The sequence below is a fragment of the Hymenobacter sp. UYAg731 genome, assembly GCF_054061335.1.
On sequence record NZ_JBSSEC010000003.1, the window covers coordinates 63,225 to 77,267 of the forward strand.

Annotated in this window: 10 protein-coding genes; 8 read left to right on the forward strand and 2 right to left on the reverse strand. The window is 64.1% G+C overall.

What is annotated here, in order from left to right; translation table 11 throughout:
* Positions 1–3: 3 nt before the first annotated feature.
* The 6 genes from ACVWYF_RS08465 to ACVWYF_RS08490 all read left to right on the forward strand — a co-directional run bounded on the left by ACVWYF_RS08465 (position 4) and on the right by ACVWYF_RS08490 (position 9,890).
* The gene (locus ACVWYF_RS08465; protein ID WP_457066599.1) at positions 4–2,259 is read left to right on the forward strand and encodes a M3 family metallopeptidase; all 2,256 of its coding nucleotides are present in this window, start codon (positions 4–6) and stop codon (positions 2,257–2,259) included.
* Between the two features lie 274 nt (positions 2,260–2,533).
* Positions 2,534–4,873: a DPP IV N-terminal domain-containing protein gene (locus ACVWYF_RS08470; protein WP_457066601.1), complete on the forward strand. Its 2,340-nt coding sequence runs from the start codon at positions 2,534–2,536 to the stop codon at positions 4,871–4,873.
* A 141-nt stretch (positions 4,874–5,014) separates the two neighbouring features.
* Positions 5,015–7,054, forward strand: coding sequence for a S9 family peptidase (locus tag ACVWYF_RS08475; protein ID WP_457066603.1), 2,040 nt, complete (start codon positions 5,015–5,017; stop codon positions 7,052–7,054).
* Between the two features lie 97 nt (positions 7,055–7,151).
* A complete protein-coding gene (locus tag ACVWYF_RS08480) occupies positions 7,152–8,648 on the forward strand; it encodes a M28 family peptidase (protein ID WP_457066605.1) in 1,497 nt (498 codons plus the stop codon).
* A 114-nt stretch (positions 8,649–8,762) separates the two neighbouring features.
* A complete protein-coding gene (locus tag ACVWYF_RS08485; RefSeq protein ID WP_457066607.1) occupies positions 8,763–9,179 on the forward strand; it encodes a DoxX family membrane protein in 417 nt (138 codons plus the stop codon).
* An 81-nt stretch (positions 9,180–9,260) separates the two neighbouring features.
* A complete protein-coding gene (locus ACVWYF_RS08490; RefSeq protein ID WP_457066609.1) occupies positions 9,261–9,890 on the forward strand; it encodes a flavin reductase family protein in 630 nt (209 codons plus the stop codon).
* Positions 9,891–9,980: 90 nt separating this feature from the next.
* On the opposite strand, the gene ACVWYF_RS08495 is transcribed toward ACVWYF_RS08490, so the two are convergent.
* Entirely contained in the window at positions 9,981–10,319 is a 339-nt protein-coding gene (locus ACVWYF_RS08495) for a hypothetical protein (protein WP_457066611.1), read from the reverse strand.
* A gap of 111 nt (positions 10,320–10,430) precedes the next feature.
* On the opposite strand from ACVWYF_RS08495, the gene ACVWYF_RS08500 reads away from it, so the two are divergent.
* Entirely contained in the window at positions 10,431–11,591 is a 1,161-nt protein-coding gene (locus ACVWYF_RS08500; RefSeq protein ID WP_457066613.1) for an esterase/lipase family protein, read from the forward strand.
* Positions 11,592–11,754: 163 nt separating this feature from the next.
* On the opposite strand, the gene ACVWYF_RS08505 is transcribed toward ACVWYF_RS08500, so the two are convergent.
* On the reverse strand, positions 11,755–13,350 hold the full coding sequence (locus tag ACVWYF_RS08505; protein WP_457066615.1) for a hypothetical protein: 1,596 nt from the start codon (positions 13,348–13,350) through the stop codon (positions 11,755–11,757).
* Positions 13,351–13,475: 125 nt separating this feature from the next.
* Between ACVWYF_RS08505 and ACVWYF_RS08510 the strand changes: the two genes are divergently transcribed.
* Positions 13,476–13,892 (forward strand): thiol-disulfide oxidoreductase DCC family protein, encoded by a 417-nt coding sequence (locus ACVWYF_RS08510; RefSeq protein WP_457066617.1) that lies wholly within the window; start codon positions 13,476–13,478, stop codon positions 13,890–13,892.
* The last annotated feature ends 151 nt before the right edge of the window (positions 13,893–14,043 follow it).

The following is a 14,043-nucleotide window of genomic DNA, read 5'->3' on the forward strand; positions in this document are numbered from 1 at the left end:
TTGATGTCGCACTTCAATTCCCGCCACCGGCTGACTGGTTTTCTGGCCGGCCTCGGCCTGGCTTTCACCCTACTTCCCACCCCTGGCATGGCCCAAAACCCCGCTCCCGCTACGTCGGTTATCGTCCGCGCCGGCCAGGCCCCGCTGCTCCAGCCCTGGGGCGGGGCCCACGGCAGCGTGCCGGCTTTTGATAAAATTCAGGTAGCCGATTTCAAGCCCGCGCTGGAAGCGGCGATGGCCGAAAACCTGGCCGAAATCAACGCCATTGCCACCAACCCAGCCGCGCCCACGTTCGAAAACACCATCGCGGCCATGGAGCGCAGCGGCCGCACCCTCGACCGCGTGCAGGCCGCTTACGGCGTGTGGAGCAGCACCCTGAACGACAAAGCCTTCAGCGCCGTGGAAACGGAAATGGCCCCGAAGCTGGCGGCGTTCAGCGACCAGATTACGCAGAACGCGGCGCTGTTCAAGCGCATTGAGGCATTATATCAATCGCCCGAAACCAGGAAGCTGACGGCGGAGCAGCAGCGGCTGGTGGAGGTTGATTACAAGCAGTTTGTGCGGGCGGGTGCTAAGCTCGATGCCCCAGCCAAGGCCCGGCTCTCGCAAATCAACCAGCAGCTGGCGGGGCTGTTCACCAACTTTTCGCAGAACGTGCTGGCCGACGAGGCCGATTCGGTGCTGGTGCTGAAAACCGACCAGGACCTGGGCGGGCTGCCGGCCTCGCTGCGCGACGCGGCTAAAACCACGGCCGGCAGCCGCAAAATCGTGGCGGCGGGCGTGATTACCAACACCCGTTCCAGCATCGACCCGTTCCTGACCTACTCGGACCAGCGCGGGCTGCGCGAGAAGGCCTGGCGCATGTTCACGAACCGGGGCGACAACGGCGGCGCGCACGACAACAACGCCCTCATCACCCAGATTTTGCAGTTGCGGGCCGAGCGCGCCAAGCTGCTGGGCTATGCCACCCACGCTCACCTGCGCCTCGACAACACGATGGCCAAAACGCCGGAAGCCGCCATGCAGCTGATGGAGCAGGTGTGGAAGCCCGCCGTGGCCCGCGAGCACGAGGAAGTGGCCGATATGCTGGCCCTGGCCAAAAAGGAAGGTGCTCCCACCAGCTTCAAAATTGAGCCCTGGGACTACCGCTACTACGCCGAGAAGGTGCGCAAGGCCCGTTACGACCTCGACCAGAACGAGGTAAAGCAGTACCTGCAATTGGATAAGATGCGCGAAGGCATGTTCTGGGTGGCCGGCGAGCTGTTCAACTTCGCCTTCGTGCCCGTGACCGATGTGCCCGTGTACCACCCCGACGTGAAGGTGTGGCAGGTGAACGACAAAACTACCGGCAAACAGGTGGGCCTCTGGTACTTCGACCCCTACGCCCGGCCCGGCAAAAACTCGGGCGCGTGGATGAATGCCTACCGCAACCAGGAGCGCCTGGACAAGCCGGTGACCACCATCGTGTCCAACAATTCCAACTTCGTGAAGGGCAAAGACGGCGAGCCGGTGCTCATTTCCTGGACCGACGCGACCACGCTGTTTCACGAGTTCGGCCACGCCCTGCACGGGCTGTCGAGCAACGTGACTTACCCCTCGCTTTCGGGCACCAGCGTAGTGCGCGACTACGTGGAATTCCCCTCGCAGCTGCTGGAAAACTGGCTGGCTACGCCCGAGGTGCTCAACCGATTTGCGCTGCACTACCAGACTGGCCAGCCCATTCCGAAGGTGCTGGTAGACCGCATCAACAAGGCCAACTCGTTCAACGAAGGCTTCGCCACCACCGAGTTTCTGGCCAGCGCCCTCATCGACATGAAGCTGCATTTGGCCGGCGCGCAAAAAATTGACCCCGATAAGTTTGAGCGCGAAACCCTGGCCGAAATGGGCATGCCCTCCGAGCTGGTGATGCGCCACCGCACGCCGCAATTCTCGCACGTTTTCTCCTCCGACGGCTACTCGGCGGGCTATTATTCCTACCTCTGGTCGGTGGTGCTGGCAGCCGATGCCTTCAGCGCTTTCACCGAGGCCGGCGGGCCCTACGACAAGGCCGTGGCCGCCCGCCTGCGCAAAAACGTCTTCACCGTGGGCAACACCGTGGACCCCGCCGCCGGTTACCGCGCCTTCCGGGGCCGCGACCCCAAGATTGACGCGCTCATGAAGCAGCGCAACTTCCCGCTGGCGGGGGCCAAAACCAGCAACCCGGCTCTGACCAAAAAGCCGGTTGGCAAAGCCAAGCCGGCGGCGGCGAAGGGCAAATAGCCGTTCGTTGGCAATTGTTAATTCCAGGAAAGCCCCGTTATTGGGGCTTTCTTTTTACCATTGAAAAGTAGGGTGCGGGGCTTGTCCCCGCCTATCGTTGAACATAATCGCGGAAGCGGCGCAGACGACGGGCGGGTCCCCTACACATCAAATCTGAGAACGGCTTCAATTCACTACAGCCAGCATTAGCTGAAATCAACGCAACCTAACCGGGCCACCCGCCGACCTTTCGCGCCCAATCATACCACTCTTTAGCCTGCTCCTTCTAAAGCCTATGCATAAGTACGTACCGGCCCTGCTCGCGGCCGCGACCTTTTTCGTTTCCGCCGCCGCCTCGGCCCAGCAGTTGCCCGTTCTCACGGCCGAGGACTACGCCCGCGCCGAGCGCTTCCTGAGCTACAACACCCAGCCGCTGGTGGACCACAGCGCCGGCCAGCCCAACTGGCTCGCGGGCGACCGGTTCTGGTACCGCGTGCTCACGGCGCAGGGCAGCGAGTTCGTCCTCGTGGACCCCGCCCGCAAGACCCGCATGGCCGCCTTCGACCAGGCCAAGCTGGCTGCCGCGCTATCCACGGCCACCGGCAAAACCTACGAGGCGGCCCGGCTGCCGTTTCGCACGCTCACGTTTTCGCCCGATGAAAAGACCATTTCCTTCGCGGCCAGTGGCAAAAGCTGGAAATACGACGTGGCCAGCGGGCAGCTGAGCCCCGACGCCGCCCCCGCCGCCAAACCGAGCCCCAACGCTGAGAACGAAATCGAGTCGCCCGATGGCAAGCTGGCCGCTTACATCAAGGACTACAACCTGTGGGTGCGCGACACCAAAACCAACCAAAGCACCCAGCTCACCACCGACGGGGCCAAGGATTACGGCTACGCCACCGACAACGCCGGCTGGACCACCAGCGACAAGCCGGTGCTGCGCTGGTCGCCGGACTCGCGCAAAATCGCCACCTTCCGGCAGGACCAGCGCGCCGTGGGCGATATGTATTTGGTGAACACCAACGTGGGCCATCCCACCCTCAAATCCTGGAAATACCCGCTGCCCGGTGATAAGGACATTGCCACCATCGAGCGGGTAGTCATCGAAGTAAACAGCCCGAAAGTGGTGCGCTTCCAGATGGCCCCCGACCCGCACCGGGGCTCGCTCTCGGATGACATTTCGAGCAGCGGCACCTTTGATGATGTGGACTGGAGCGCCGATGGCCGCGAGCTGGCCTTCGTGTCGACCTCACGCGACCACAAGGAGGAAAAAATGCGGGTGGCCGATGCCGCTACCGGCGCGGTGCGCGACGTGTTTTCGGAAACCGTAGCCACGCAGTACGAATCGGGCCAGGGCGATATCAACTGGCACTACCTACCCAAAACGAAGGAAGTTGTCTGGTATTCGGAGCGCGACAACTGGGGCCACCTTTACCTCTACGATGCTGGCAGCGGCAAGGTAAAGAACCAGATTACCAAGGGCAACTTTGTGGTGACGCAGCTGCTGAAAGTGGATGAGACAAAGCGCCAGCTCTACTTTCTGGCCGATGGCCGCGAGCCGGGCAACCCGTATTTCACCCATCTCTACCGCGTGGGGCTGGATGGCAAAAACCTCACGCTGCTCACGCCGGAGGCTGGCAACCACCAGGTTATGCTTTCCCCTTCGGGCAAATATTTCGTCGATACATACTCGCAGCCCGACCGGCCCGGCGTGACCGTGTTGCGCGGGGCCGATGGCAAGCTGCTGGAGACGCTGGAGAAAACCGATATTTCCCGCCTCACCGCTACCGGCTGGAAGGCTCCCACGCCTATCACGGTGAAAGCCCAGGATGGCCAGATTGACCTGTACGGCCTGATGTTCACGCCCACGAACCTGGACCCCAACAGGAAGTACCCGATTATCAACTACATCTACCCGGGGCCGCAGGGCGGCGGCGTGGGCAGCTGGTCGTTTGCCTCGGCGCGGAACGACCACCAGGCGCTGGCTGAGCTGGGCTTCGTGGTGGTCGTCATCGAAGGCAGCTGCAACCCGCTGCGGTCCAAGAGCTACCACGATGCCTGCTACGGCAACATGGCCGAAAACACGCTCTCGGACCAGGTGACCGGCATGCGCCAGCTGGCGCAGAAGTATCCGTACATCGACCTGAACCGGGCCGGTATCTGGGGGCACTCGGGCGGCGGCTACGCCACGGCGGCGGCCATGTTCCGCTACCCGGATTTCTTCAAAGTCGGCATCTCGGAATCGGGCAACCACGAAAACCGCAACTACGAGGACGACTGGGCAGAGCGCTACATCGGCCTGCTGAAAACCAACGCCGACGGCACCACCAGCTACGATAACCAGGCCAACGCCACCTTCGCTAAAAACCTCAAAGGCAAGCTGATGCTGGCCCACGGCCTGATGGACAACAACGTGCCGCCCTACAACACCATGCTGGTAGTAGAGGCCCTCACCAAAGCCAACAAGAGCTACGACCTAGTGGTATTTCCGAACGCCCAGCACGGCTACGGCGCTTACTCGCCCTACATGATGCGCCGTCGCTGGGACTATTTCGTGCAGAACCTGGCCGGTGAACAGCCGCCCCACGACTACGAGATGAAGCCCCACGCCGACCCGCGCAACGCGGTGCAATAGCGGAACGAGGAACAAGAGGAACGTCATGCTGAGCGCAGTCGAAGCATCTCTACCGCAGCAAGTAATCCATTCGGTTTACTATTGCGATAGAGATGCTTCGCCTCTGCTCAGCATGACGTTTTTTATTAGTCTAATGCGTCCATGAAAAGTCTTCTGCTTCAACGGCTCCCAGTTCCCAAGTTTCTCTGGCTGCTGCCGCTGCTGCTGCTCCAGCCCGGCTTCGGCCATGCCCAGCGCCGCTTCGAGCTGGCCGATATCAGCCGGCTGGTGAATGTGGGCGACCCGCAGCTTTCACCCGATGGCAAAAGCATTCTGGTAACAGTAGCGCGGCCCAACCTCGCTACCAACCGCCACGATGCCGAGGTAGTGCTGGTGGACGTGGCCACCGGCCGGCAGCGCCTACTCGTAGCCGACCGGCCCACGGTGAAGCAGCCGCGCTGGTCGCCCACCGGCGACCGGCTGGCTTTTCTGGCGCGCACCAGCACCGGCAAGGACGCGCACACCCAGCTATTCGTGCAGAACCTGGCCTCCGGAGAAGCCCGCCAGCTCACCACGGCCGTGGCCAACGTGCAGCTTTACAGCTGGAATCCCGATGGCACGGCCCTCGCCTACTCGGCCGCTGATGCGCCGGCCAATGCGGCCGAAGTGGCCCGGGGCAACGACAGCTTCGAGGTGGGCAACAGCAGCGCCACCCTCACGGCTCCGCCCGCGCCCGACCACCTGTGGCTGGTTTCGGCCAATGATGGGCAGCCCGCCCGCCGCCTCACCAGCGGCCCGCTGAGTTTGCCCGATGACTCCTCGGCCCCCTTCGCCTGGGCTCCCGACGGCCGCACGCTGGCGTGCGTGCTGCGCCCCAGTGCCCAGACCGGCGACCCGGAAAGCGCCATTTACACGCTGGACGTGGCCACCGGCACGGCACGCGAGCTGCCCGGCTCCCCGCACCGCGTCGATTTGCCGGCCTACTCGCCCGACGGCCGCTGGCTGAGCTACCAGACGCCCCGGGAGCCGCCCTATTTTGAGTCGTTGGAATTTGACGTAGTGCCCGCGGCTGGTGGCCCGGTGCGCCACCTCTGCCGCGTCCTCGACCGCAACCTGCAACGGGCCATCTGGAGCCCGGATAGCAAAAGCCTGCTGGTGGGTGGCAACGACGGGGCCACGGTTTCCATCTGGCAGCAGGAGCTGAACGGGCGCAGCCGCAAGCTGCCGCTGGGCGTGGTGTCGCCGAATGGCAGCTACTGGGTGGAAATGGCGGTGGGCCGCCGCAATGCCGTGGCTATCACCGCCAACGAGCCGGGCCGCCCGGCCGAGCTATACTACCTGCCCACGCCCACGGCCGCCCCGCGCCGCCTCACCGATTTCAACCATGAAACCGCCGCCCTGGCCCTGGGCCGCATGGAAGCCGTGGAATGGCAGTCGGACAACCTGCGCCCTGATGGCATCCTCACCTACCCGCCCGGCTTCGACCCTGCTCAAAAATACCCGCTGGTGCTGATGATGCACGGCGGGCCGTCGAATGCCTCCCGGGCGGCATTTTATGGGCTGGGGCAGGCGGTGTCGGCGCACGGCTACGTGGTGTTCCAGCCTAATTACCGGGGCAGCGACAACTTGGGCTACGCCTTTCAGCGGGCTATTCGGGATGATGCGGGGGCCGGGCCGGGGTGCGATGTGCTGGCCGGCATCGCCGCGCTGGAACGGCGCGGCTGGGTCGATACCAGCCGCATTGCACTGTCGGGGGCCAGCTACGGCGGCTTTATGACGGCGTGGCTCATGGGCGAGTCGCGCCGTTGGTGCTGCGCGGTGGCGGCGGCCTCGGTGGTTGATTTGCTGGACAGCTACAACCTGAGCGACAACAACATTGCCAATGCCGGGCACTACGGCCCCTCGCCCTGGCTCAGCGCCGAGAACCTGGCGCACTACCAGGCGCAGTCGCCCATTTCGCGGGCCACGCGCTGGCGCACGCCCACCCTCATTCTGCACAACGTGGGCGACTTTCGAGTGCCCATTGCCAATTCCTACAAGCTCTACCACGCCCTGCAAGACCACCACGTACCGGTGCGTTTCGTGGCCTTCCCCATCGCGGCCCACGTCCCGTCCGACCCCGTGCGCAGCGCCGAGTGGAACCGCCTGTGGCTGGAGTGGCTCGACCGGTACCTGCGGCCTGTGGAGCCGGCCACTAAGTGAGCGTGAGCGCCGGATAGTCGGGCGGGCTGCAAACTTTTCATTGCGCCGATACTTCTGTTGCCGACCTTGCAAAAAATTCTTCTTTTTCCTGCTACTCATGATAAAAATCCCTTCCCGTGCCGCCCGCCTGTTGCTGGCCAGCCTGGCGCTAGCCGCCCCGTTAGCCGCCGCTGCTCAGAAAAAACCAACGCCGAAAGCCCCCAACGCCGAAAGCGCCATCCGCGAAAGCGACATCAAGCGCGACCTGTTTGCGCTGGCCAATGACCATTTTCGGGGCCGGGAGGGCGGTACGCTCGATGAGTTGAAAGCCAGCGTGTGGCTTGCCGACCAGATTCGGGCCACCGGCATGCTGCCCGCCGGCGACGACGGCACCTACTTCCAGTGGTTCAACCTGCAACGCACCCGCTTGGGGAAGAGCAGCACGCTTCGCATTGGCACCCACGAGATTAAGCTGAACGAGGATGGCGCGGTAGTGGCTCCCACCAATGCCAGCATCAACGCGCCGCTGGTGTACGTGGGCACCGGCTCGGCGGCAGAGCTGGCCAAAGTTGACATCAAGGGCAAGGCCGTGGCCGTGCAGATTGCCGGTGCGCCGACGGACGGCATTAGCTACCGGCGCTACGTGTTTGGCAAGTTTGCCGGACAGGCCGGCGAACTGGTGAAGGCCGGTGCGGTGGCCGTGGTGTTTGTATCGGATGCGCCTTCGCAGGCCCTTTACGACCATTGGAGCCACATTTATGAGCGCGGGCGCTACAGCCTGCCCGGCGCGGCCAGCACCAAAGTAGTGAGCACGCCGCCCGTGGTGTGGCTGCCCGCCAGCGCCGCCAGCTGGGTGCAGCAGGCCGGCCAGCAGTTCAGCACCGAGCTGAAAGTGGAGAGCTTCCAATACCCGTCCGTCAACATCGTGGCCAAAATGCCCGGCACCGATGCCCAATTGAAAAAAGAATACGTCCTGTTCAGCACCCACCAGGACCACGATGGCGTGCGTGCGCCCATCGCCGGCGACTCAATTTATAACGGGGCCGATGACAATGCCACCGGCTGCGCGGCCCTGCTGGCCATCATGCGCGCCTTTAAGCAGCAGCCGGGGCGGCGCTCGGCGCTGTTTGTGTACCAGGGCTCGGAGGAGCGCGGCCTGATTGGCTCGACGTACTTTTCGGCCCATCCCACGGTGCCGCAGTCTTCCATCGTGGCCGTGCTGAACGCCGAAATGATGGGCCGCAACGTGGCCGACAGCGCCGCTCTGCTAGGCTCGACGCCGCCGCACATGAACTCCTCCGACCTCGTGAAAACCGCGCTGGCCGCCAACCAGGCCGGCCCCAAATTCAAGCTCGATACCGAGTGGGACAAGCCCACGCACCCCGAAGGCTGGTACTTCCGCTCCGACCACCTGCCCTACGCCCGCCTGGGCATCCCGGCCATCATGTACACCTCGCTGTTGCACGTGGACTACCATACGCCGCGCGACGAGGCCAGCCGCATCGACTATGCCAAGCTCACGCGCATGACCACCTGGATGTACCTCACCGGCTGGGCCGTGGCCAACCGCACCGCCCCGCCGGCGCGGGAACCCGGCTTCAAGCTGGAGCGGTAACGTAGCGCGGACTCTGCGCGTCTGCGCGTGAACGAAGGTCGTAAGACTCTTATCATGTGCGGACTCGCAGAGTTCACAGTACACCCACCAGCCGCCCACATCGTATGGAAAACTATGCTTAAACTGACTAATCCTGAACTGGCCTTCGTGCTGGGCCGCCTGCTGCTGGGCGTGAATTTTCTGACCCACTTTCTGGTGCGTTTGCCCAAGCTGGCCGGCTTCAAAGCGGGCTTGCTGAAGCAATTTGCGGCCACGCCGCTGCCCGCGCCGCTGGTGGAGCTGTTCGCCACCGTGCTGCCTTTCGCGGAAGGTGCCATCGGGCTGCTATTGCTGCTGGGCCTGTTCACACGCCCGGCGCTGGCCGCCGCTATGTTGCTGATGACGAGCCTGGTTTTCGGCAGCAGCCTGCTGGAACAGTGGGACACGGTGGGCACCCAGATGCTTTATGGTCTGTTCATTTTCGCGCTGGTTCTGCATAGCCAGCATAACCGCCTGTGCCTCGACCGCGCCCCGGCCCCGGTTGCCCCCTGAAAACGGCCTGAACATTTGACGGGATGAGCGGGTCTTGGCTCTGCTTCTCACTCCCCGCTCCCATTTCCCGCTCCCAGATACATGCGCCACCTCACTGCCGCCGACATCGCCGGCTTCGATAAAATCTACCGCCTCAACCTCGTCAACGGCTTGCCGGGCTTCAAATCAGCCAACCTCGTGGGCACGGCCTCCGCCGATGGCGCGACTAACCTGGCCGTGTTCAGCTCGGCCCTGCACCTGGGCTCCGACCCGGCCCTGCTGGGCATTGTGACGCGCCCCACCACCGTGCCGCGCCACACCTACGCCAACCTCAAAAGCAGCGGCTGCTACACCCTCAACCACGTCCCCGAGGCCCTGGCCGCCCAGGCGCACTACACCTCCGCCAATTTTCCGGATGATGTTTCGGAGTTTGATGCCTGTGGCTTTACGGCCGAATACCGCGACGGATTTCCCGCGCCCTACGTGGCCGAAAGCGCCGTCAGCATTGGCCTGCGGCTGCTGGAGGAGCACCACATCAGCAACGGCACGGTGCTGCTGGTGGGCACCGTGGAGCACGTTTATTTGCGCGACGAGCTGCTCCGCCCCGATGGTACCCTCGACTTAGTGGCGGGTGGCACGGCCACCATTTCGGGCCTCGATGGCTACCACGCCGTGCTGCCGCCCGTGCGCTTTGGCTACGCCCGGCCCGGCCAATTGCCAAAGCCGGAGTAGCCCGGCCACAGCCCGCCCGCAATTTCAACACAAAAAGCCCGCTACCGTCATGGCAGCGGGCTTTTTGCGTTTTGGGCAAGTGCCGGAGAATTATTTTTTGGCCTGCGCCTGGTCTACCGAACCCATCTGGCCGCTGGCGTCCTGTGGCGAGGTGGCGCTGGCCCCGGCCGGGGCCGAATCCAGCTTGTCTTTCACGGTGCCTTTTTTGATGGCCGTGGCCGAGCCGGTGCCCGTGGCGGGCTCCACGCGCTGCTGGTTGTTGATGCTGTCGCGGTCCACGTCCGATTTGTGCCAGCCGGGGGCGTTGGTGAAACCGTGTTTGAACTGCGGGTTTTTGCCGGGGCTCCAGTGGTATTCGCAGGACGAGAGCGAGGCCGCCAGGGCGGTGCCCAGCAACAGGGCCAGGGCGGGACGAATGGAAAGCTTCATGAAGTAGTACTTGGGATTGGTGGTGCAAAGTACGTTGATTTCGGGCGGAAGGCCAACGCAATACCGGCGGCGGCGCTACTTTCGGGCAATACTGCACCTTTCCGACCGTCCATGCCCGATTCTGACCCCAAGCCGCCCTCCCGCTTCCGCCGCGCCCTGGGGGCCGTGGGGCGGGCCGCCCTGCTGCCCGTGCGCGGGGCCAGCTACGTGGTGCGCGTGGGCCAGGCGCACCAGCATTTTTTCCTGCCCGTGCTCAACGGGGCCCTCGGCGACCAGCTGGCGGCCCGCTTCGACCCGCGCGCCATCCGGATGAGTTTCCGGCGCGGCGGGCAGGACGTGCCCGTGGCCGACCTGCGCCTGAGCGAGCCCCACCAGAAAACCGTGGTCTACGTCCACGGCCTGATGGGCGACGAACTCATCTGGCAAACCGGCTTCCAGGACCCGGCCGGCAGCCGCCGCTACGGCCCCCGCCTGGCCGAAGAAACCCACAGCCGCGCCCTCTACCTGCGTTTCAACTCGGGCCTGCACCTCTCCGAAAACGGCCGCGAGCTCAACCGCCTGCTCACGGAGCTGGTCGAAACCTACCCCGACGCCATCGGCGAGCTCGTACTGGTGGGCCACAGCATGGGCGGGCTCATCATCCGCTCGGCAGGGCATTATGGTCAGTTAGGAGTTAAAAGTGAAGAGCTAAAAGTTGTTACTAATGAATCAGCTACTACTCCCGACCCAAATCAACTCTTAACTCCTAACTCTTCACTCTTAACTGAAAAAGCCCCCTGGCTGGCGCATCTGCGCTCCATCTTCCTCATCGGCACGCCCAACGATGGCTCGTGGCTGGAGCAGAACTCGCACTTCACGGCGCGGCTGCTGGAGCGCATCAACCTGTTTCCCACGCGCTTCCTCAGCAAGGCCCTCAACCAGCGCAGCAACGGCATCAAGGACCTGCGCTACTCGATTCTGGTGGATGAGGACTGGCAGGACGCCCACGCCAACGACCTCACGCCACCCCGCACGCCCGTGCCGCCACTGCCCGGCGTGCAGTACCACATTCTGATGGGCTCCTGGCTACGGGCCACCCGGCCCTCGGCCCTGCGCGAGTATTTTGGCGATGGGCTGGTGGGCCACGGCAGCGCCCGGGGCCACGCCACCTTCGGCGACGAGGCGGCCCTGCCCGCCGGGGCCAGCGTGCGCACGGCCGTATTCAGCCAGCAGCACCACGGCGGCCTGCTCACGCACCCGGAGGTGTTCCAGTACCTCAAGCAGTGGGCGTGACGTTGCGCTTAATGAGGAATGAGGAATGAGGAATGAAAGAACGTCATGCTGAGCGCAGTCGAAGCATCTCTACCGCGCTAGTAATATAATTGAAGCAACGAAGCGGTAGAGGTGCTTCGACTGCGCTCAGCATGACGTTCTATTTACGGCACGACACTATGCTTCAATCCTGTCCAAGCTCTTCTCCCAGCTCCGTTTCGCAGTCGCACAGCACCTCACGCACGGGCTTTGCCACTTGGTAATCGGGCAGCGAAACTTCCTTCATATACACAATGGAAAGGTGAGTAAGCGGCGCGTGGGCCGGGTTTTCGTGCCAGATGCGCAGCAGGTAGTTGCAGTAGTAGGGCCGCATCCAGGCGTTGCTTACGAAGAGGTAATTCTCGGAATATTTGCGCCATCGGTCGTTTTTGAACAGCGCCACTATCGCGGCCGGCTTGGTGTGGCGGATAGGCGCGCCGGCCCGGTTCAGGTCGAGATGGCGGTTGTCGGCGGTGGTGGCGTCGAAGATGTACCAGCCATCGTCCTTGAACACCACCGGCGCAAACATGCCCCAATGCTGGTCGACCCGAAACAGCAGCCCGAACCAGCGCACCGGCGCGGGCAGCAAGCGGCCGGTGGGGCGCAGCACGGCCACATCATCAAGGTTCCACCAGCACACGTAGGCCAGCACCAGGGCCACGAAGACTTCGCGCCCGGCGCGCACCAGCCGCCGGCTCCCGGCCGAGGGCGCGCGGGTGTGCTCCAGGCGCAGGCGCCACGGCAGCTGCCAGGCCGGCAGCCGGGTGCGCCAGCCGGCGGCCTGCGCCGCGTGCCGGGCCGTGCGGCCCGTGAGCCAGTCCAGCGCCCCGGGCGGCAGCAGGCCCGGCAGCGAGGCCATGTTTATCAGGAAAAACAGGCCCACGTACAGCGTGAGGCTGATGCCGAGGTGAAACCCGAACAGCACGCCCACCACCAGCAGCCGCCACCACTTCACCCCCACCGGCAAAAACAGCGCAAACGGCAGCAGAAGCTCCATGTAATAGGTAGCGAAGGTGAGGCCGCGCAGCACGTCGGGGTGCGGGTAGAGCAAGCGCCCGCCGGGCAGCAGCAGCTGGTCGAGGCTGAAGGCGTAGTAGAGCGCAGAGCCAGTTTGGGTCCATTCAGTGCCGTTTTTGAGCAGCGCAGTACACCAGTACAGCAGCGCGATTTGCACCACGTAAGCCACCGTGGCCGCGCTGAAATAGTCGAGCCGCGCCGGGGCCGGCCGGTCGCACGCATCCCGGCTCCACACCCGGCCCCAGGGCAGAAACATGCCCCAGAACAGCAGCATCCGCAGCAGGTCATCGCCGCCCTGCCCGATGAGCGGGTTGCGGTTTTGCACCGACACCAGCAGCACCCACGAGGCCACCGTGGCCAGCCGCGTGTGGTAGCCCAGCAGCAGCGCCCCCGCCAGTGCCGCCGCCAGCAAAAACAGCACCGCCTGCGCCTGCCACAACCCACTGGCCGCGTGCAATGAGAACTGATAGGCCGACCACACATGGTCTTGCAGCGCCGCCAGCGGCAGCACGCCCATGTTGGCGTAGTGCGCCTCCAGGTCGGTGCTGCGAATGGCTAAATCGAGCAGCACCACGGCCGCCGTGGCCATGCGCAGCAGCGCCAGCGCCCGTAAATCGAGTACGAATGGCCGGCGTAGCACGCCCCAAAAACCCGGCCGGCCGGGCGCGGGAGCCAGCGGTTCGGCAGCCGTGCGTTGCGGTGGGGGCGTCAGGGCTTGGTTCATAGCGGAGGATGGCGGGCCGGCAGTAGGCCAGGCGCTAATTAACGGGCCGTGCCGGGTTTGCGTTAACATTGGCCCGGCTGGCCCGTTTAGCATAGCGGGCCACTCCTCAATTTCCGCCGCCATCCATGCCTGATTCCGCTCCCGATACCATCCTGTTCGACGGCGTGTGCAACCTCTGCAACGGTTTCGTGCAGTTCGTCATTCGCCACGACCCGGCGGGCTATTTCCGCTTCGCGGCCCTGCAAAGTGAGGCCGGCCGGGCCTTGCTGCTGGCCCACGGCCTGGCACCGGCCGCCGTCGCGGCCGACCCCGAATCGGTGCTGCTGCTCAGCGGCGGGCGGCTGTACTCGCATTCGGCCGCCGTGCTGCGCATTGCGGAGGGGCTGGGTGGTGTGTGGCGGGTGGCGGCACTGGGCCGGGTGCTGCCCGCCACTTGGCGCGATGCGGCCTACCGCTTCGTGGCCCGGCACCGCTACCGCTGGTTTGGCCGGCAGGAAAGCTGCATGCTGCCGACTCCGGCCCTGAAAGCGCGGTTTTTGTAAGGCGCACGCCGCGTATGGCATGCCACCCCAATGCAGGCACTGGCTTGGGCCGAACGAACTAAGCAAAAAGCTGTTTTGACTTTTTTCAACAAATAAGTATTTTATATAAACAATATAAATTCATTGATGGGCGCGTAGAAAAAACACGGCT